Origin of the sequence: Streptomyces sp. NPDC051738 (assembly GCF_044453205.1) — a bacterium.
Classification (GTDB): domain Bacteria; phylum Actinomycetota; class Actinomycetes; order Streptomycetales; family Streptomycetaceae; genus Streptomyces.
Genome location: NZ_JBITCM010000002.1, coordinates 380,818 through 399,227 on the forward strand (window position 1 = coordinate 380,818; position 18,410 = coordinate 399,227).

Below are 18,410 nucleotides of genomic sequence, written 5' to 3' on the forward strand. Positions count from 1 at the left end.
CGGCCCGTTGCACACAGCGGCTGTCGGCCTCACCCCGCCTGTGACGTCACGTGGTCGATCACCTTCTGGAAGTCCTCGGTCGGCGAGAACTCCACGAGTTCGCAGTCCTCCAGGGCCACGGGGACATGACCGGGCGCCCAGTAGTACGCCTGACCCGCCTCGTAGTACTCCTCGCCCTCGGCCGTCAGCATCCGCAGCCGGCCCTTCAGCAGGAAGCCCCAGTGCGGGCACTGGCAGGCGTCGCCGTCGAGGCCCTTGAAGGCGGGGCCCATGTCCGTGCCCTCCGGCAGGCTGATGTAGCCGACGGACATGCCGCCGCCCATGGGCTTGGTGCGCACCTCCACGCCGTCGCCGGCGAGGGCGACGGGTACGTCGTCGCGGGTCGCTGCCGTCATGACTCCTCCGTTCCGGCCCGCATGGGCCGCCCGGGGAAACGCCCCCTGTACCTCCAGCCTGGACCGCCCCGGAGCGCGCCGCGACATCACGATCCGGTTTCGGGATGTGGTTGAGGGCTTGATTAACCCCCGTGTAATCGATTCCAATCCTCCATACACGTGGATGTAATCGATTCCACGAACGATCCACAAGGAGGTGGAGCGGCGATGGCGAGCATCAAGGATGTCGCTGCCGAGGCGGGGGTCTCCGTCGCCACGGTCTCGCGTGTCCTGAACGACCATCCGTCGGTCAGCGCCGAGGCACGCACGCGCGTGCTCGCCGCCGTCGAGAGCCTGGGCTACCGCCCGAACGCCGTCGCCCGCTCCCTGCGCACCGACCAGACCCACACCCTCGGTCTGGTCATCAGCGACGTGATGAACCCCTACTTCACCGAACTGGCCCGCTCCGTCGAGGAGGAGGCCCGCGCGCTCGGCTACAGCGTCATCATCGGCAACGCCGACGAGCGGCCCGACCTCCAGGACCACCACGTACGGAACCTGCTGGACCGCCGTATCGACGGCCTGCTCGTCTCCCCCACCGACGGCGGCTCGCCGCTGATGCTGGACGCCGCGCGCGCGGGGACGCCGATGGTCTTCGTGGACCGGTGGATCCCGGGCGTCGACGTGCCGGTGGTGCGCTCGGACGGACGCGGTGCCGTACGGGATCTCGTGGCGCATCTGCACGGGCTCGGGCACCGGCGGCTCGCGATCATCGCGGGGCCGGCGGCGACCACGACCGGACGCGAGCGCGTGGAGGCCTTCCGGGAGGCACTCGGCGCGTACGGCCTCGAACTCCCCGACGTCTACATAGGCCAGGGCGACTTCCAGGCCGAGAGCGGGCGGCGGGTCACCGAGGGCTTCCTCGACCTGCCCGAGCCGCCCGAGGTCGTGTTCGCGGCCGACAACCTGATGGCGCTCGGCGCGCTGGACGCCGTACGCGCGCGTGGGCTGCGCGTACCGGACGACATCGCGCTGGCCGCGTTCGACGACATCCCGTGGTTCGTGCACACCGATCCGCCGATCACCGCCGTCGCCCAGCCGACCGGCGACCTGGGCCGGGCCGCCGTACGCGCCCTGGTCGACCGCATCGAGGGACGGCCCGGCGAGTCCGTCACCCTCCCCGCCCGTCTCGTCGTACGCCGCTCCTGCGGCGAGAACCCCGCCGAGAACCCCGTAACGAACAGGAGCCAGTCGTGAGCAACGCGGACGAGTTGCTGCGCATCGAGGGCATAAGGAAGGCCTTCCCGGGCGTGGTCGCGCTGGACGGTGTCGACTTCGATCTGCGCCGGGGCGAGGTGCATGTGCTGCTCGGTGAGAACGGCGCGGGCAAGAGCACCCTCATCAAGATGCTCTCCGGTGCCTACACGCCCGACGCCGGGCGGATCCTGGTCGGCGGTGAGGAGACGCGCATCCACGGTGCGCAGGACTCCGAGCGCCTCGGGATCGCCACCATCTACCAGGAGTTCAACCTCGTTCCCGACCTCACGGTCGCCGAGAACATCTTCCTGGGGCGCCAGCCGCGCCGGTTCGGGATGATCGACCGGAAGCGGATGGAGGCCGACGCCGAGGTCCTGCTGAAGCGGGTCGGCGTGAACGTGTCGCCACGCGCGCGTGTGCGTGAACTCGGCATCGCGCGCCTGCAGATGGTCGAGATCGCCAAGGCGCTGAGCCTGAACGCGCGCGTGCTGATCATGGACGAGCCGACCGCCGTGCTCACCTCCGAGGAGGTGGAGAAGCTCTTCGCCATCGTGCGCAAGCTGCGCGAGGACGGCGTGGGCATCGTCTTCATCACCCACCACCTGGAGGAGATCGCCGCCCTGGGTGACCGGGTGACGGTCATCCGCGACGGCAAGTCGGTCGGACGGGTCCCCGCCACCACGCCCGAGGACGAGCTCGTACGGCTCATGGTGGGGCGCTCGATCGAGCAGCAGTACCCGCGGGAACGGGCCGAGGCGGGAGCCGCGTTGCTCTCCGTCGAGGGGCTCACCCGCGACGGTGTCTTCCATGACGTCGGCTTCCAGGTGCACGCCGGTGAGGTCGTCGGTATCGCCGGGCTGGTGGGCGCCGGTCGTACCGAGGTCGTGCGGGCGGTCTTCGGGGCCGATCCGTACGACAAGGGGGCCGTGAAGGTCTCCGGGGCGGCTCTGAGGGGCCATGACGTGGTCGCCGCCATGGCGGCCGGCATCGGGCTGATCCCCGAGGACCGCAAGGGCCAGGGCCTGGTGCTGGACGCGTCCGTCGAGGAGAACCTCGGCCTGGTGACGCTGCGTTCGGCCACGCGCGCGGGGCTCGTCGATCTCAAGGGCCAGCGCGAGGCCGCCGCGCGGATCGCGAAGCAGCTCGGCGTGCGGATGGCGGGCCTCGGGCAGCACGTCCGCACCCTGTCCGGCGGCAACCAGCAGAAGGTCGTCATCGGCAAGTGGCTGCTCGCCGACACCAAGGTGCTGATCCTCGACGAGCCCACGCGCGGGATCGACGTCGGCGCCAAGGTCGAGATCTACCAGCTCATCAACGAACTGACGGCGGCCGGTGCCGCCGTCCTCATGATCTCCAGCGATCTGCCCGAGGTCCTCGGTATGAGCGACCGGGTCCTGGTGATGGCCCAGGGCCGGATCGCGGGCGAACTCACGGCCGACGAGGCGACCCAGGACGCCGTGATGGCCCTCGCCGTCAGCAACCCCAGCACGGAAAAGGAGGCCCCCCGTGGCCACTGACACGCTCAAGAGCACGACGGGCGCGAGTGGCGCCTCGGGGCTGCGCCGCCTCCTGCTCGACAACGGCGCGCTCACCGCACTGATCGCCCTGGTCATCGCGATGTCGGCGCTGTCCGGCGACTTCCTGACCGCCGACAACCTCCTCAACGTCGGCGTTCAGGCGGCCGTGACCGCCATCCTCGCCTTCGGCGTGACCTTCGTGATCGTCTCGGCGGGCATCGACCTGTCGGTCGGCTCGGTCGCCGCCCTGTCGGCCACGGTCCTCGCGTGGAGCGCCACGTCGGAAGGCGTCCCGGTCTTCATCGCCGTACTGCTCGCGGTCGCCACCGGCATAGCGTGCGGCCTGGTCAACGGCATCCTGGTCTCGTACGGCAAACTCCCGCCGTTCATCGCGACGCTGGCCATGCTGTCGGTGGCCCGCGGTCTGTCCCTGGTGATCTCGCAGGGCTCCCCCATCGCCTTCCCCGACTCGGTCTCGCACCTCGGTGACACGCTCGGCGGCTGGCTGCCGGTGCCGGTGCTCGTGATGATCGGCATGGGGCTGATCACGGCGTTCGTGCTGGGGCGGACGTACATCGGCCGCTCGATGTACGCGATCGGCGGCAACGAGGAGGCGGCCCGCCTCTCCGGTCTCCGCGTGAAGAAGCAGAAGCTCGCCATCTACGCGTTCTCCGGCCTCTTCGCCGCCGCGGCGGGCATCGTGCTCGCCGCCCGTCTCTCCTCCGCGCAGCCGCAGGCCGCGCAGGGCTACGAGCTCGACGCCATCGCGGCGGTCGTCATCGGCGGCGCCTCGCTGGCCGGCGGCACGGGCAAGGCGTCCGGCACGCTGATCGGCGCGCTGATCCTGGCCGTGCTGCGCAACGGGCTCAACCTGCTGTCCGTGTCCGCCTTCTGGCAGCAGGTCGTCATCGGTGTGGTGATCGCGCTCGCGGTCCTGCTGGACACCGTGCGGCGCAAGGCCGGGGCGACCCCGGTGGCCGCGGGCACCTCGCAGGGCGGCAAGGGCAAGCAGGCGGCGACGTACCTGCTCGCGGCCGTGGTCGCGGCGGCGATCGTCGGCGCCACGTCCCTCCTGCACAGCGGCTCCTCGGAGGCGAAGAGCCAGAAGATCGGCCTCTCCCTGTCGACCCTCAGCAACCCGTTCTTCGTGTCGATCCGGGCCGGGGCGCAGGAGGAGGCGAGGAAGCTGGGCGTCGACCTGACGGTCACGGACGCGCAGAACGACGCCTCGCAGCAGGCCAACCAGCTGCAGAACTTCACCAGCGAGGGCCTCGGCACGATCATCGTCAACCCGGTGGACTCCGACGCGGTGACCCCGGCGGCGAAGGGCGTCAACAAGTCGGACATCCCGCTGGTCGCCGTCGACCGGGCGGTCAACAACGCCACCACCGCCGCGCTCGTCGCCTCCGACAACGTCACCGGCGGCAAGCTCGCCGCCAAGGCGCTCGCCGACAAGCTGGGCGGCAAGGGCACGATCGTGATCCTCCAGGGCCAGGCCGGCACCTCCGCCAGCCGCGAGCGCGGCACCGGCTTCGCCGAGGGCCTGAAGGCCTACCCGGGCATCAAGGTCGTCGCCAAGCAGCCCGCCGACTGGGACCGCACCAAGGGCCTGGACGTCATGACCAACCTGCTGCAGGCCAACCCGGACATCAACGGCGTCTTCGCCGAGAACGACGAGATGGCGCTCGGTGCGATCAAGGCACTCGGCTCCAAGGCCGGCACGTCCGTCCAGGTCATCGGCTTCGACGGAACCGCGGACGGTCTGACGGCCGTCAAGGCGGGCACGCTGTTCGCGTCGGTGGCGCAGCAGCCGACGGAACTCGGCAGGATCGCCGTACAGAACGCGGTGAAGGCCGCCGAGGGCGACGAGGTCGAGAAGTCGGTGATGGTGCCGGTGAAGGTGGTCACGAAGGAGAACGTGGCCGGCTTCACGGGCTGAGACCGACGGACCGACAGACCGGCGGGCGGGTCCCCTGCGGGGCGGGTCCCCTGCGGATGCGCACCGGGGATCCGCCCGCCGTACGTCACCACGGGGACCAGCCGTACTCACTACGGCGACCAATCAGGGGAGCAACCTCATGTATGACTACGACCTCCTGGTCGTAGGGTCGGCCAACGCCGACCTGGTGATCGGTGTCGAGCGCCGGCCGGGTGCCGGCGAGACCGTGCTCGGCTCCGACCTGGCCGTCCACCCGGGCGGCAAGGGCGCGAACCAGGCGGTCGCGGCCGCCCGGCTCGGTGCCCGTACGGCCCTGCTGGCCCGGGTCGGCGACGACGCGCACGGCCGGCTGCTGCTCGACTCGCAGCGGGCGGCCGGCGTCGACACGGTGGGCGTCCTGGTCGGCGGTGCGCCGACCGGCGTCGCGCTGATCACGGTGGACCCGTCCGGGGACAACAGCATCGTGGTGTCGCCGGGGGCCAACGGCAGGCTCACCCCGGCGGACGTCCAGGCCGCCGCGAGCCTCTTCCAGGCGTCACGCGTGGTGTCGGCCCAGCTGGAGATCCCGCTGGAGACGGTCGTGGCGGTCGTACGGAACCTGGCCGACGACAGCCGCTTCGTCCTCAACCCCTCCCCACCGCGCCCCCTGCCGAGCGAGGTGCTGGCGGCCTGCGACCCGCTGATCGTGAACGAGCACGAGGCGAAGGTGATCCTCGGCGACTCCACAGTGGGCGAGACGCCGGAGGAGTGGGCGCGGATCCTGCTCGCCAAGGGGCCCCGCTCGGTGGTGGTGACCCTGGGCGCGGAGGGCGCGCTGGTCGCCTCCGCGGAGGGCGTGACACGGGTTCCTTCCGTGAAGGTGGACGCGGTGGACACGACGGGCGCGGGCGACGCGTTCACGGCCGCGCTGGCCTGGAAGCTGGGGACGGGCTCGTCGCTGGCCGAGGCGGCTGCGTACGCGGCCCGGGTCGGCGCGGCGGCGGTCACGAAGGAGGGCGCGCAGGATTCCTTCCCGACCGCGGCGGAGGTCGAGGCGTCGTGAAGAAGGCCGGAATCCTGAACCGCCATCTCTCCGGCGCCCTCGCCGAGCTCGGCCACGGCGACGGTGTGCTCGTCTGCGACGTGGGCATGCCGATACCCGACGGCCCCGGGGTCGTGGACCTGGCCTTCCGCGCCGGGGTGCCGTCGTTCGCGGTGGTGCTGGAGGGTCTGCTGGCCGAGCTCGTGGTCGAGGGCGCGACGGCGGCGAAGGAGACACGGGATGCCAACCCCGCGGCGGCGGCGCTGCTGGAGGGGGAGTTTCCCGAGCTGGAGCTGGTCACGCACGAGCGGCTGAAGGAGCTGTCGGCCGGGGCGCGGCTGATCGTACGGACCGGGGAGGCGCGGCCGTACGCGAATGTGCTGTTGCGCTGCGGCGTGTTCTTCTGAGGGCCTGGCTGCAGGTGAGGACTGGCTGCAGGAAAGCTTCGAGGGGCCCGGTCCGTCGACCGGGCCCCTCGGGTTTTCCCCTCCTGCCAGGACTCCTCGTGATCCCCCCAGATCCCCCTCCAGAAGTCCTGATGCCAAGTACGACCGGCGAAGTGGGCGGAGGGTTGTACGGCCGCCGCAGATTTTTTTTCACGTCTCCCGAGAGGCGCTCGGCGTGCCGAGAAACTCGTACAGAAGTAGCGTTTCAGACATGTCAGAGGTAGACGCAAACCCCCTCACGTCCCTCCAGGACGACGTGCTCGAAGAGCTCGGCGACGACCGGATCGGGGACATCGCGGGGCTGCTGGGCACGGACGAGGCGGGCGCCCGGCAGATGGTAGGTACGACGGTGGCCGCACTGTCCGGCGAGGCCGAGACGGTCGCGACACCACACGAGGCCCCGCTCACGGGCGTGGCCACACTGGGGGGCTTCGCGACGGGCGGCCTGATGGCCGGGGTGCTGGCCGAGGAGGCCGAGTCGGTCGCCAACGCGGTGGCCCGGCGGACGGGGCTGGCGCCGGAGGCGGTGTCCCGGGTGGTGGGGATGGTGATTCCGGTGGAGCTGGCGGTGCTCACGAAGCGGGCGGGGCGTCGCTGAGCCTCACTGGGAAGACCTTGACGTCACCGCAGGAACGGCCGCCATCCGCCACTCCCGTATGCCTTCACCCAGCGACTGGTAGCCCCTCGCCCCGGCCAACCTCACCCGCCGCTTCCAGCCGCGCGCACACCGCAGCCGTTGTCCGCTGACGTTGCCGTCAAACGGCTGCGGGGCCCCGCCGGAGATCACTCCGACGGGGCCCCTTCCTTCGAGGGATCCGTCGTTCACCAGAAATGCAACCTGGCGATTCTACGCACTCGGCCGCTTTGCAAAGTAAGGCCTTACCACTCTGGCCAATTTGCGCTGGATTGCACGCAGAATTCGGATGCTCGACTCGTCGCTAAATCCCGTGGTCGTCGACCATTCGTACCCCGAACCCGCAAGATCACTAACAAAGACAATCTCTGCGGCCAGCAATACGCGCGCCCAATCAACCGGGGCTACCGGAATACCGTTTCCGAGTGCGGAACGCAGCCTGCCGCATTGGTCGAGCAGATCCTGCATACCTTCGAACCCCATACCAATAGCGAGCTCATCGCCGCATCGAGCCGGACCACCCCATTCCAGGAGTGCGCGCCGCAGCCAGGCGACCTCATCCTCGGTGAGCAGGTCACTCGCCACTATAGGAGTTTCAGGCATTAGTTCAACCCGTCCCAGTAATCGTCAATTGTTCCCGGATCTCGACGGAAGATAGTACCGCCATCTGGATGCATCGGGTCGTGAATCACGATCGTGGACCCATCCTTCCCCTGGTACGCTCTCCGCCCACTACCCAGCGGCTTAGTACGTGCCGGGTTCTGCATCACACCCCGGGCGAGGTCTCCGATATCCTTGGGCGAATGCCCCGGAAAGTCACCGGCATGTTTGCTTCCCGCGTGCCCATTACCGATGTCCGCGGCATCTTCGATGCGCTCCTCGGGGGTACACCATTCGCCGCCTGAATTGTGCACGAGCACTGGCGTGTTGCCCGCCAGCACATAGTACGTGTGCAGGTCAGCGACGGTGAGGTTGTAGGTGCGGACCTTGTCGTCGTACGCGCGGTTCCCGGTGACTACGACGGTGTCGCCCTCGTCCGTGCGCAGGGTCATGCCCGGAGTGAGGGCGCCCGCGGCGATCCAGTTCCGCTCGGACGGGGACCAGAACGGGTGCTCGTGGGTCGCCGTGAGCTTCTTGACACCGTCCTCGGTGGCGATGGACAACTCGTTGAAGTGCTTGTCGGCCTCCGTGACTATGAGGCGGGTGACCTTGCGGGCACCGGTCTCACCGGTCTTCGGATCCGTGGCGAGGACTTTGTCGCCGATCTCGATGTCCTCGATGTCCTCGGTCGAGCCATCGGCCATTTGGACATCGGTGCCCGCGAGGAAGCACTTGCAGTTCGGCTTGGAGCTCGGTTTCGAATCCGGCGCCTCGACGTCCTTGGTCGTCTTCTTGGTGGTGTCCTTCAGCAGCTTCTTGGTGAGCGCCTTGATCCAGCCGCCGAGGTTGAACAGACCCGCCACCTCGGCCGTGTCGTCGCCCGCGTCGTAGGCCTGGGAGTCCTCGTCGACGCCCTTGCCCTCGACGAAGTCGTCGTACATGTCGGTGGCGCCGCCGCAGTCCTCGAACCAGCAGCCGGGGCTGAGTTCGATCAGGGCCTCCAGCCCCGAGATCAGGTTGTGGCCGGCTCCCGCGGCGAAGTCCTTGAAGGACCCCTCGGCTCTCGGATCGGCCGGCTCCGTGTTGTTGCAGAGCCCGTAGTTCCGCTGGACGAGGGGGCAACTGTCGGCGCCCCCACCGGAGGAAGCGGACACGTGGTTGGCGCTGCCCATCGTGGACATGCCGCCGGAGCCGTTGCCGGAGGAGGTGGAGGACCTGCTCTTGATGTAGTTGATGTACGCGATGATCAGTTTGACGAGGGCGATGAACAGTTTGATGAGGGCGAAGAAGAACTTGCCGTCGGGGTCCGCGAAGGTGACCGGGTTGTTGTTGCTGTAGGCGTAGCCGTTGATCTGCTGCGGGTCCTTGAGGTCCGCGACCGGGTCGACGCTGACGAACCGGCCGGTGGTCGGGTCGTACTCCCGTGCTCCCAGGTGGGTGAGACCGGTGGGGTCCTGCACACCGCCGACGAAGCCCCGTTCGCCGACCCACGCGGTGGCGGCCGTGCCCCGGTCCTCGCCGAACGGCTTCATCTGCCGCCGGGTGACCCGCTGCGTGGCCGAGTCGACCTGCACGTTCGCCGTGCCGTTGTGGTCGCCCACCATCCAGGACAGCCCGGCGGTGGTACGCACGGCGACGGTGTCATTGCCGTGGCCGTAGTACCGGGTCGCCGTTACCTTCCCGCTGGCCTTCTCGAGCCGCAGTTCGGTCTCGCCCAGATAGAGGGTGGTGCCGGTGGCGTCGCGGCGAATGAGCCGGTTGCCGTCGGCATCGTTGAGGAACTCGGTGGTGGACTTGTCCGCCTCGGTGACCTTCTCCAGACTGCCCTCGGTGTTGAAGTCGAGGTCCTGGGTCTTGCCGCCGATCGTGCGGGTGTCGGTGTTGCCCGCCTTGTCGTAGGTGAAGCCGGTGGTGGCGGTGACCGTGCCGTCCTTCTTGGTCTCGGTGGAGGCCAGGGCATGCGGACGGGTCTGGTCGGCCGTCTTGTAGGTGTACGAGGTGGTGGCCCCGGACGCATGGTCGGTGACCGTCTTGCGGTTGCCCGCGCTGTCGTACGTGAACGACTGCCAGTACTTGCCGGGACCACCCACGTTGGAAGTGCTGGGCGTGGTGGCGCAGTCGGCGGTGGTCGTCCAGGCGGACTTCAGTCGGCGGTGACCGTCATAGGTGAAGCACTGGCGGTCGGTGGGGCTGGTGGCCTTGTCCTCGATCTCGACCGGGTTCCCGGCAAGGTCGTAGCGGTAATGCACGTCCGCGTCCGTGCCGGTGTGCGTTTCGGACACCACGGTCTGGCGGGCCAGCCGCTTGGTGCCGGTCTCGTACGAGCGGTTGATCTCCGTCCAGTCCGCCGACGACGAGACGCCGAGCGTGGTGCGGATCTGCTCGCCGGCCGGGAGGTAGTCGGTGTTCTGGACGATGCCGGTGAGGCCCTTGAGGGTGTCCGGCATGCGCTGCTCGGTGTAGCCGTACTCCAGGACCTCCTGACCGAGGCCGCCCATGGCGGGGATGGTCCGCTTCTGCGGGGTGCCGTCGAGGTTGTAGGCGTTGGCGATGGTCCAAATGCCATTGGTGCCCGACAGCGCGCCCTCGGTCTTGCTGACCGTGTACTGCTCGTTCAGGACCCGGTACTGCTTGTCGTACTTGGCGTTGGTGCGCGCGTACACGCTGCCGGTCTTGCCTCCGACGTAGCGGATGGCGGAGGTCAGCTGTCCCTTGGCGATGGAGTCGTACGTCCAGCGCGCGAGGTACTTGGAGTCCTCGGGCGCCGGCGCGCCGTTCACCACCGGCACCTTGCCGTCGAGCTTGCCGGTTGCCCGGCCGAGCAGGTCGTAGGTGAAGCCGACCGTCTTCTGCCGGGCGTCGGTGGCCGCGACGACCTGGTCGAGGTCGTTGTACTCGGAGGTGCTTGCGCCCGCGTCGGGGTCGGAGGTGCTGGTCCGGCGGCCCAGGAAGTCGAAGCCGTACGACCAGGTGTTGCCGTCGTCGTCCTTGAAGGAGGTGAGCCGGTCGGCGTGGTCGTAGCCGTAGGTGAGACGGCTGAAGGAACCGGTCGCCTTGTTGCCGTCGTACTCCAGCTTCTCGGTCAGCCGGCCCCGGGCGTCCGTCCTCTCCCGCACCGCCGGTGCGCCAGCCGGCGGCTCGACGGTGGTGGTGTCGCCGTTGTAGGTGTGCGTGGTCCGGGAGAACTCCTTCTCGTTGGTGAGGACCTTCTCGACCGTCGGCCGCCCGGCACCGTCGTACACCGTCTCCGTGCCCGCCGGGGCCGCCGTCAGGAGATCGGCGAGCTTGCCCGAGGGGGCGCTGGTGTCGATGTAGTCGGCCGAGGTGGAGACCGCCAGGCCGCGGGTGTCGTACTTCGTCTCGGTGATCACGCGACCCGTGCCGGACGCTGCGGGCGTCTGGGTCTGGCGCGGTCTGAGCAACGCGTCGTAGATCGCGTACTCGGTGCGGTACGAGGTGCCGTCGTTGTTCAGCGACTTGGTGGCGACCCAGGACGCGTCGGTGTTCTGGACCTTGTACTCGAACTTGTGGTTGGGCGACTGCCCGGACCCGCGGTCACGGTCGGCGAGCCAGACGTCGGTGAGCCGGCCGAAGCTGTCGTACGCCAGCTCCGTGCGGTTGCCGTTCGGGTCGACGGTCGCGGTGCGCACACCCCAGTCGGGCGCGAACTCGGTGGTCGTGGTGTGGTCGAGCGCGTTGGTCTCGGTCAGCTTGGTCAGCGGACCGCCCGCGGCCGGGGTGTACTCGGCGTGGTTGGTGCGGGTGCCCTTGGTGTCCCAGCTGTCGGTGAGCCGGCCCAGGGCGTCGTACTTGGCGGTGGTGACGGTCTGGAGCTGGGCGGTTCCGTCGGCGGTGTAGCCGGTGACCCGCTCCTGCCGGGTCGCGTCTCCCTTCGTCGGCGCCTTGCCGTACGCCTGGCCGTCGTATGACACCCGCAGGTCCGAGATGACGTCGGTCGTCTTCGGGTCGCCGGTCCGCTTCGGGGTGGCGTCGCAGCCGGTGGACACCTTCTCCGCCCGCTTGGGCAGCGACAAGATCCACGCCGACTCGTTGACGGCGTACTCGGTGACGACGCAGTCCTTCTCCCCGGCGGCGTCCGTCTCCTCCTTCAGGGCGAGACCGCTCGTCGGGTCGTACGTCGTCCGCTTGGTCGAGGTCAGCGTGGTGCCGCCGGTGACCGGGGTGCGGGTGACGGCGGAGGCGGTGCGCACCATGTACGCGTTGACCTCGCCGTAGGAGTGCTTGTCCGTGGCGGTGGTACGCGACCAGGGGGTGTTGATGGTGCCGCTGGTCTCGGCGCCGTCCACGCCGTTGTACGTGATCTGCTCGCGCAGTTGGCCGGCGAACTGCTCGGAGTCCGTGACCGCCTTGCCCGTGGAGTCGGTGACCGTCTCCGAGCGGGTGGCGGACTCGGACTGCTTGTCGCCGTCCATGCCCCGGTAGTAGAGCGACGTCGACTTGGAGCGGGTACCGGAGGCCTCACCGGTGGTCGTGGTGACTTTCTGGTAACCGCGCCAGATGCCCCAGGTGCGGTACTTGGCCTGTGTGATGGGCGACTCGTCGTCGTATGCCCACGCTCCCCCGCCGCCGTAGCTGTAATCGGTCTGCTTCAGCGGGGCGCCACCGTACGGGTCCGACTCGGTGACCTGGGTGACGACGTACTTGTGGAAGAAGTCGGTGCGCGGCTTGGGGTCGGTGCCCGGCGTCGGGTTGGACGGCGGGATCCACTTGACCGGGTAACAGCGGCGCGTGTTCTTGTCCAGCTCGGACGGCACGTCCGACCCGGCGACGCAGTCCTCCTTGGAGTAGTTGACGGTGAGCTTGGATCCGGTCTCCGAAGTGACCGTACGCACCCGCCACTTGATGTAGGGGGCCACGTCGTCCCCGGTCCTGTCGACCCGGTTGTGCAGCTGGATGCCGCTGAACGTCACCGAGGGCAGTGAGGCGTCGGTGCCCGCCTTGCCGGTGCGCTTGATGGAGTCCAGCCACAGCCCGGCGTCCGAGCCGTCGCCCGGATCGGGGAAGGACTGGTCGAGGTGCCAGGCGTTGACCGCGCGGTAGTCACTGTCCGCGCTGCCGGAGCCGTCGTGCACCTGTGTGGTGACGTCGGTGAGCCGCTTTCGGGTGAAGAACGACGGGCTGGGCTGGTCGGTGCACGGCTTGTCGGCCGCGCAGATCTGGTCGAACGGCACGTCCGGCCAGGCATTGCGGTTGGACGAGGTCAGCGAACCGCAGCTCTCACCACCGGAGACCGGCAGACAGCGCTCGGCGACCGTGAACTTCACCCGGGCCGCGGCGGGCTGGGTGGTGGAGAAGATCGTGTCGGTGCGCTGCCCGTAGTCGATGCGCTTGAGCCAGCCGCCGCGCGTGTACGCGGTGCCGTTGCCCGTGGTGCCGTTCTTGGCGTAGTGGTTGAGCTCCTTGTCGTACCAGTACGTCATGACGTTGCCGTGCGGGTCCACGACGTAGTCGAGGTTCCATCGCCAGGCCTGGTTCTTGGCGCGGCCCGAGAAGGCGTCCCCGGAGGAGTAGCCGGGCTCGCCGGAATCATCACCGAAGACCGGGAGAGTCCACACCGAGTTGGTCTCGGCCTTGCCCGAACTCCAGCCCGGCAGGCGGTTCTTGCCGAACACGTACTGGGTGCCGTCGGTCGCGGTGACCGTCCAGAACTCGCCCTTGTCCTTGTCGTCGCCGTCGTCGCCGTTGACGGCGCCGGTGTCATGGACGATCCGCTCGCCGTCGTCGCTCTTGGGCCGCCACTTGCCGTCGGTGCCCTTCACCAGGGGCGTCGACTTGCCGTTGAGGACGAGGGAGGCGTTGTCCTCCTTCCAGCACTGGTCGTACTTCTTGTCCTGCCCGTCGTCCTCACAACTGCCGTACGCCCGCTCGACGTACGAGGTCGACAGGTCGAAGCCCTCGCCGATCCAGGACGGCTGCGCGCTGGTGGAGGAGGTACGGCCGTCCACGCTCTGTGCGGAGTATCCGATGGAGAGGTTGGGTGCCGGACCCGCCGGGGCGGGCGGGGTCTCCAGCGGGTAGTTCCAGGTGAAGTCACCGTTGGAGCCACCGGCCTGCCAAGTGGAGGAGGCCGCCAGCGGGGTGGCCTCGTAGGTGCCTTGATCGGAACCGGCCGCGGCGGACAGCGCCATCACCATGGCTGCGGGCGCGGCCTGCGGCGCCTTGGTCTTGCCGGATCCGGCCTTCGGGGCGGTGAGCTGCGCGGTTACGGTCTCGGCCTCGCCGTCGTTCTTCGACGCCACCGGAGTCGTCCTGCGGCACTCCGCCTTCTCGGGCGTGGTCAGCGCACACGCGGCCATCCGCACGAGCCGCAGCCGCGAGGACCAGTTGCCGCTGTAGGCGTCGGCGAAGGAGCTGTAGTCGACGGTGGTGGTGGCCTTCGTGCCCGGGGTCGCGGACACGGTGAAGACGAGGCCGTCGATGCCGAGGCGGTCCGTGGTGCGGCGGTCGACGACCCGCACCTTCGGTGGGGCTGTGGCCGTCCGCGCCGACAGGGCCGCCTTTGTCTTCGGCAGCTGAACCTTCACGGCCGACGCGGTCGGCCACTTCACCTTCGCACGTGCCTTGGCGAGGGTCTTCTTCGCGGCGGCCACCGTCGGGTCCTTGACCTGGGTGACCTTGGGGTCGTAGGGCTGGGCCTTGCCGTACTTGGCCTTCGGCAGGGCGGTGTGGTCGCGGTCGGTGTCGGCCGCCCGCGCCGGTGCGGCGCTCAGCAGCGTGGCGACGACCGCCGAGGACACGGGCAGCGCGACGGCGGCCAGTCGGCGCCGGCTCGCTCTGCTCCATGCCCAGCTTTTGGGCAGCAGTGAGCTGTTCCTGGACAACACGTGGGGGGTTCTCCCGGTTGAAGAGGAATGAGACAGGTTTGCGGGGCGGGCGTGCCGGACCTGAGACGGCCCGGCACGCCGCACCGAGGAAGTGAGCGGCGGTTACTCGATCGGCACCGGCGGCTCGTCCACCGTCGCAAGCCGGGTGATCTCGGCCTCGGAGAGGACACCTGCGTACACGCGCAGGTCGTCCAGCTGGCCGGCCAGGAAGTTGCCCCACTCGCCGTTGTCGTGGCGGCGGGCCATGCCGGCGACCATCGTGCCGGTGGACTGGAAGCCCTCCTCGCTGAGAACGCCCTCCTCGTCACCCTGCCGCTGGCCGGAGACGTACAGCTTGATCGACCGGTCCACCGAGTCGAAGACGGCGGTGACATGCACCCAGCCGCTCGGCGCGTTCACCTCGTCCGACACCACCATGGCGGCGGGTCCGTCGAGGGCGTCCGTCTCATAGCGGCCGAAGTTCCAGTCACCGACGGACTGGCCCGCCTCCTGCCGGTACCAGAGGCGGAAGGAGTTCCGCTCGGCGCCCGGGTGGGCGAGCACGGTGGGCGAGTATGCCTTGGTGGTGTCGTCGAGCGTGCCGTCACCGATGTTCACCCAGCCCGCGAGCGTGTAGCTGCCGGACTGGTCCAGCTCGACCGTGGCGACACCACGGGCCTCCTTCGCCGCGTCGAGGGCGAGGACGGTGCCGTGGGCGGGGTCGTCGGTCGGGGTGAGGGTCGCGCCCTCTCGGAGGGACATGGTGTTGCCCCGGCCGGTGACGTCCGCCGTCGTCGTACCGGAGGCCTCGTCGAACACCCAGTTGGCGATCAGCGCGGGCTCGGGCTGTCCGGTGGCAGGGTTCTCGGCGTTGGCGATCGCCCACATCTCGTTGTCGAAGACGACCCGGTTCCACACCTGGACGTGGTCGAGATCACCGGCGAACCAGGATCCGTAGGTGCCGTTGGACTTCATCCGGCCGACGTCGAAGACGCCCTTCGCCGCCCACGGGGTCGTGAACTCCGTGGTCGCCTGCAGCTGCCCGTTGACGTACAGCCGGATCTGCTTCTTGTTGTGGTCGTACACACCCATCAGATGCGTCCAGGCACCCAGCACCGGCGGCTTCTTGGAGATCGCCCGCGTGATCCCGGTGTCGTCTGCGTCGGCCGCGTACCGGTTGAAGATCCAGCGGTCGTACGACGACGAGTAGTACAGCTGGAAGGCGCCCACCCGTGTGCCGCCCTGCGAGGCCAGGGTGGAGACCTGGTCCCTCGCGGTGAGCCGCGCCCAGCCGCCGACGGCGAAGCTGTTGGTGGTGTCCAGCACGGAGGACGCCGTGAAACCCGCGCCGCTCGTGCCGTTGGCGGTCACACCGCCGCCGAGGCGAGCCTTGTCCGTCCAGGCCGTCCCCGTGAGCGTCAGCGGCCGGTTCTTGCCGGAGGAGTCCGCGGCGGTCGTACCGCTGCGGTCGTCGAACTTCCAGTTCCCCACCGGATCCGACCCCTTGGCCACCCGGAACAGGTAGTCGTAGTGCGGGCTGGCGTTCCCCGCACCGTCGTACGTCTGCACCCGCAGCGTGTTGGTCAGCCGCTTGTCGGGAGCGGCCTCGATCTCGTACGTCGGCGTATTGGCCGTGAACGTCTTGCTGCCGAGCTTGACCCCGTTCAGCCACCAGTCGTAGCGGCGTACGTCGGCCGCGCCGCCCTCGACCTTGAAGCCGGCGGTCATACCGACACTGCCCTGCTCCGGGTCGGCGGGCACACAGGTGTCGCCCGCGCACTCCTTGTAGACGGTCGAGGAGACCTTGGGCGCCGGCGGCCCCTTGGAGTCCACCTTGAAGTAGCAGTAGCTCGACCAGGGCCCGAACAGGGAGTGGGTGTCCCCCTTCCAGGAGTACTTGTACTCGGTACGGGCCCTGAACTTGTACGTGACGTTCTGGTCCAGCGCCGCCGAGGCCGCCGTACCGGCCGTACCGCTGTCGGTCCACGCTGACGGCTTCAGCGTGGTCGCCGTCGTACTGCTCCCCTTGTACAGCTCGAAGTTGGGGCGCAGCGAGGCATTGGAGGCGTCACTCGACGTGGGCGTGGCCGTGAACCGGGGTGTGGTGTCGCGGATCTGCGCCGGGGCGGAGGAGGCCGAGCAGGACACCTTCGGGTCGGACATCTTCACCGACGAGGGCTTGCTGTTCGGCGGGGTCACATAGGTGATCGACAGCCGCGGCTTGCGCGAGGGCGTGGCCTCCGGGTCCAGCGGCGACATGAACTGCTTCCACGCGATCGGATCACCCTCGTCGGCCCGCAGCCCGACCGTGGTCACCGTGTCCTTTGCCTTCGCGGTGTGCGCCACGGCCGAGGTCGCGTCGAACTCGATGTCCCCGTCCGGGCAGTCCACGGAGTGCCCCTTGGCCGCCGAGACGGTGTCGACCTTCGTGTACCACTTCAGCCGCTTGCCATCCTGCGAGTTCCATGTGGTGGACGAGGAGATCTGGCTGGTCCGATACAGGTCGACGTTGTGCTTGACGCAGTTCGCCGACCAGATGGCGTACGGCGTGAAGGTAGCGTTGAGGATCTTCTTCCCGGCCACCCGGCGGGTGTCGAACTGGAACAGCGACCGCGACTTCTTGTCATCCACGAACGCGTCGAAACCCACCCCGAGCGCGTGCTTCGTCTTCCAGAAGCTGGTGCCGGGAGAGTTGGACCACAGCGTGGTCCAGCCGGTCAGGCTCGCCTTGACGGCGGGCGGGTCGAGGACGACCGGGTACGAGGTGGCCTCGTCTGCGAGGAAACCCTGGTCCGGGACGATGGAGAAACTGTCGCCGGTGACATCGGTGTCCATGACAGCGGTACGGGACATGGCCCCGGCGCTGAGGGTGTCGGCGACGGCTTCGACGGAGGCTGAGCTGAGCGCGGCCTTTTTGACGGAGGCGTTCGCTGTGGTCGCGGTGGTCGTCCCCGCGTCCCACATCAGGGCGGAGCCGCTGGAGACGACGGCGTACCCCGAGGAGTCCACGAACGAGGCGGCACCGGAGTCGTCCGTACGCACGGACAGCCCCTTGGCCTTGACAGGGAAACTCACCTTCTTCAGAGCCGGATTGGCGGCGGCCTCACGGCTGTGCACCACCAGGTGATACGTGAACCCGTCCGCGTGCGCCTGAACCGCCAGGTCCACCTCGGGCAACACCGACCGGTACACGGCGGCCGCCCCGTCGACCTCCGGCTCGGGCAACGGCCAGGGAGACGACACGGCGTACTCCTTGCCGCCGCTCACGATCCGGGCCAGCGGTTCACCGGAGCCGCCGCCGGAGAACCGGATGTCCTCGGCCGCGCGAGGCGCGAGCCCGCCGTCGGGCCGAGCAACGAGTGTGGTGTCGACGCCGGTCCACTTTCCGTCCTTGAGCACACGCTCGGGCGAGGTGACGGACTCGGCGGTGAAGGTCCCATCGGGATTGGCGAGCACACGACTGGTACCCGAGGTCAACTCCCCGACCTCGACGGCCTTCCCTGTGGCGACCGCCCGCTCGGACGCCCGCTCCTCGGCCGTGGCGGCCGGAAGCCCGTCGTCCTCCCAGAACTCCTTGCCCCGCGCCGCCTCATCGGCGGCAGGCCCCGAACTCCCCGTATCCGTCTCACCGTCCATCGCCCGCACCGGCACGGCCTGTAGGCCACCGGCCAACACGAGCACGGCCGAGGCGACGGTCATCGCCCCACGCACGGCACGACTGCGACAACTTGGCCGCACCCTTCCCCCATTTTTTATTTTTTTACTACTCGGTCGAAGGGAGAGTAACCAGTGACCCTC

The 18,410-nt window shown here is 69.0% G+C and carries 10 protein-coding genes; 6 read left to right on the forward strand and 4 right to left on the reverse strand.

What is annotated here, in order from left to right; translation table 11 throughout:
• Positions 1–29: 29 nt before the first annotated feature.
• Positions 30–395, reverse strand: coding sequence for a hypothetical protein (locus ACIA8X_RS06325; protein ID WP_393451859.1), 366 nt, complete (start codon positions 393–395; stop codon positions 30–32).
• Between the two features lie 207 nt (positions 396–602).
• On the opposite strand from ACIA8X_RS06325, the gene ACIA8X_RS06330 reads away from it, so the two are divergent.
• From ACIA8X_RS06330 to ACIA8X_RS06355, 6 genes are all read left to right on the forward strand, one after another.
• Positions 603–1,631 (forward strand): LacI family DNA-binding transcriptional regulator, encoded by a 1,029-nt coding sequence (locus ACIA8X_RS06330; RefSeq protein ID WP_399457867.1) that lies wholly within the window; start codon positions 603–605, stop codon positions 1,629–1,631.
• Positions 1,628–3,148 carry a sugar ABC transporter ATP-binding protein gene (locus ACIA8X_RS06335; protein ID WP_393451863.1) on the forward strand — a complete coding sequence of 507 codons (1,521 nt, stop codon included), beginning with the start codon at positions 1,628–1,630 and terminating at the stop codon, positions 3,146–3,148. The genes ACIA8X_RS06330 and ACIA8X_RS06335 overlap by 4 nt, the downstream gene beginning before the upstream one ends.
• Complete coding sequence (locus tag ACIA8X_RS06340) at positions 3,138–5,087, forward strand: substrate-binding domain-containing protein (RefSeq protein ID WP_399457868.1); 1,950 nt, start codon at positions 3,138–3,140, stop codon at positions 5,085–5,087. Before ACIA8X_RS06335 ends, ACIA8X_RS06340 begins: the two co-directional genes overlap by 11 nt.
• Before the next feature lie 139 nt (positions 5,088–5,226).
• Positions 5,227–6,129 carry a ribokinase gene (locus ACIA8X_RS06345; protein WP_393451869.1) on the forward strand — a complete coding sequence of 301 codons (903 nt, stop codon included), beginning with the start codon at positions 5,227–5,229 and terminating at the stop codon, positions 6,127–6,129.
• Positions 6,126–6,515 (forward strand): D-ribose pyranase, encoded by a 390-nt coding sequence (rbsD, locus tag ACIA8X_RS06350; RefSeq protein WP_393451872.1) that lies wholly within the window; start codon positions 6,126–6,128, stop codon positions 6,513–6,515. Before ACIA8X_RS06345 ends, rbsD begins: the two co-directional genes overlap by 4 nt.
• A 250-nt stretch (positions 6,516–6,765) precedes the next feature.
• On the forward strand, positions 6,766–7,152 hold the full coding sequence (locus ACIA8X_RS06355) for a DUF937 domain-containing protein (protein ID WP_393451875.1): 387 nt from the start codon (positions 6,766–6,768) through the stop codon (positions 7,150–7,152).
• 249 nt (positions 7,153–7,401) lie between these two features.
• On the opposite strand, the gene ACIA8X_RS06360 is transcribed toward ACIA8X_RS06355, so the two are convergent.
• The 3 genes from ACIA8X_RS06360 to ACIA8X_RS06370 all read right to left on the reverse strand — a co-directional run bounded on the left by ACIA8X_RS06360 (position 7,402) and on the right by ACIA8X_RS06370 (position 18,311).
• Positions 7,402–7,773, reverse strand: coding sequence for a hypothetical protein (locus ACIA8X_RS06360; protein WP_393451878.1), 372 nt, complete (start codon positions 7,771–7,773; stop codon positions 7,402–7,404).
• A gap of 17 nt (positions 7,774–7,790) precedes the next feature.
• Positions 7,791–14,633, reverse strand: a complete 6,843-nt coding sequence (locus tag ACIA8X_RS06365) for a polymorphic toxin-type HINT domain-containing protein (RefSeq protein ID WP_399457869.1) — start codon at positions 14,631–14,633, stop codon at positions 7,791–7,793.
• A gap of 102 nt (positions 14,634–14,735) precedes the next feature.
• Positions 14,736–18,311, reverse strand: coding sequence for a LamG-like jellyroll fold domain-containing protein (locus ACIA8X_RS06370; RefSeq protein ID WP_393451884.1), 3,576 nt, complete (start codon positions 18,309–18,311; stop codon positions 14,736–14,738).
• Between the last annotated feature and the right edge of the window lie 99 nt (positions 18,312–18,410).

Coding starts and splice junctions, on each gene's coding strand:
- ACIA8X_RS06325 (WP_393451859.1), bottom strand. CDS start 395: ATGACGGCAGCGACCCGCGACGACGTACCCGTCGCCCTCGCCGGCGAC.
- ACIA8X_RS06330 (WP_399457867.1), top strand. CDS start 603: ATGGCGAGCATCAAGGATGTCGCTGCCGAGGCGGGGGTCTCCGTCGCC.
- ACIA8X_RS06345 (WP_393451869.1), top strand. CDS start 5,227: ATGTATGACTACGACCTCCTGGTCGTAGGGTCGGCCAACGCCGACCTG.
- ACIA8X_RS06355 (WP_393451875.1), top strand. CDS start 6,766: ATGTCAGAGGTAGACGCAAACCCCCTCACGTCCCTCCAGGACGACGTG.
- ACIA8X_RS06370 (WP_393451884.1), bottom strand. CDS start 18,311: ATGACCGTCGCCTCGGCCGTGCTCGTGTTGGCCGGTGGCCTACAGGCC.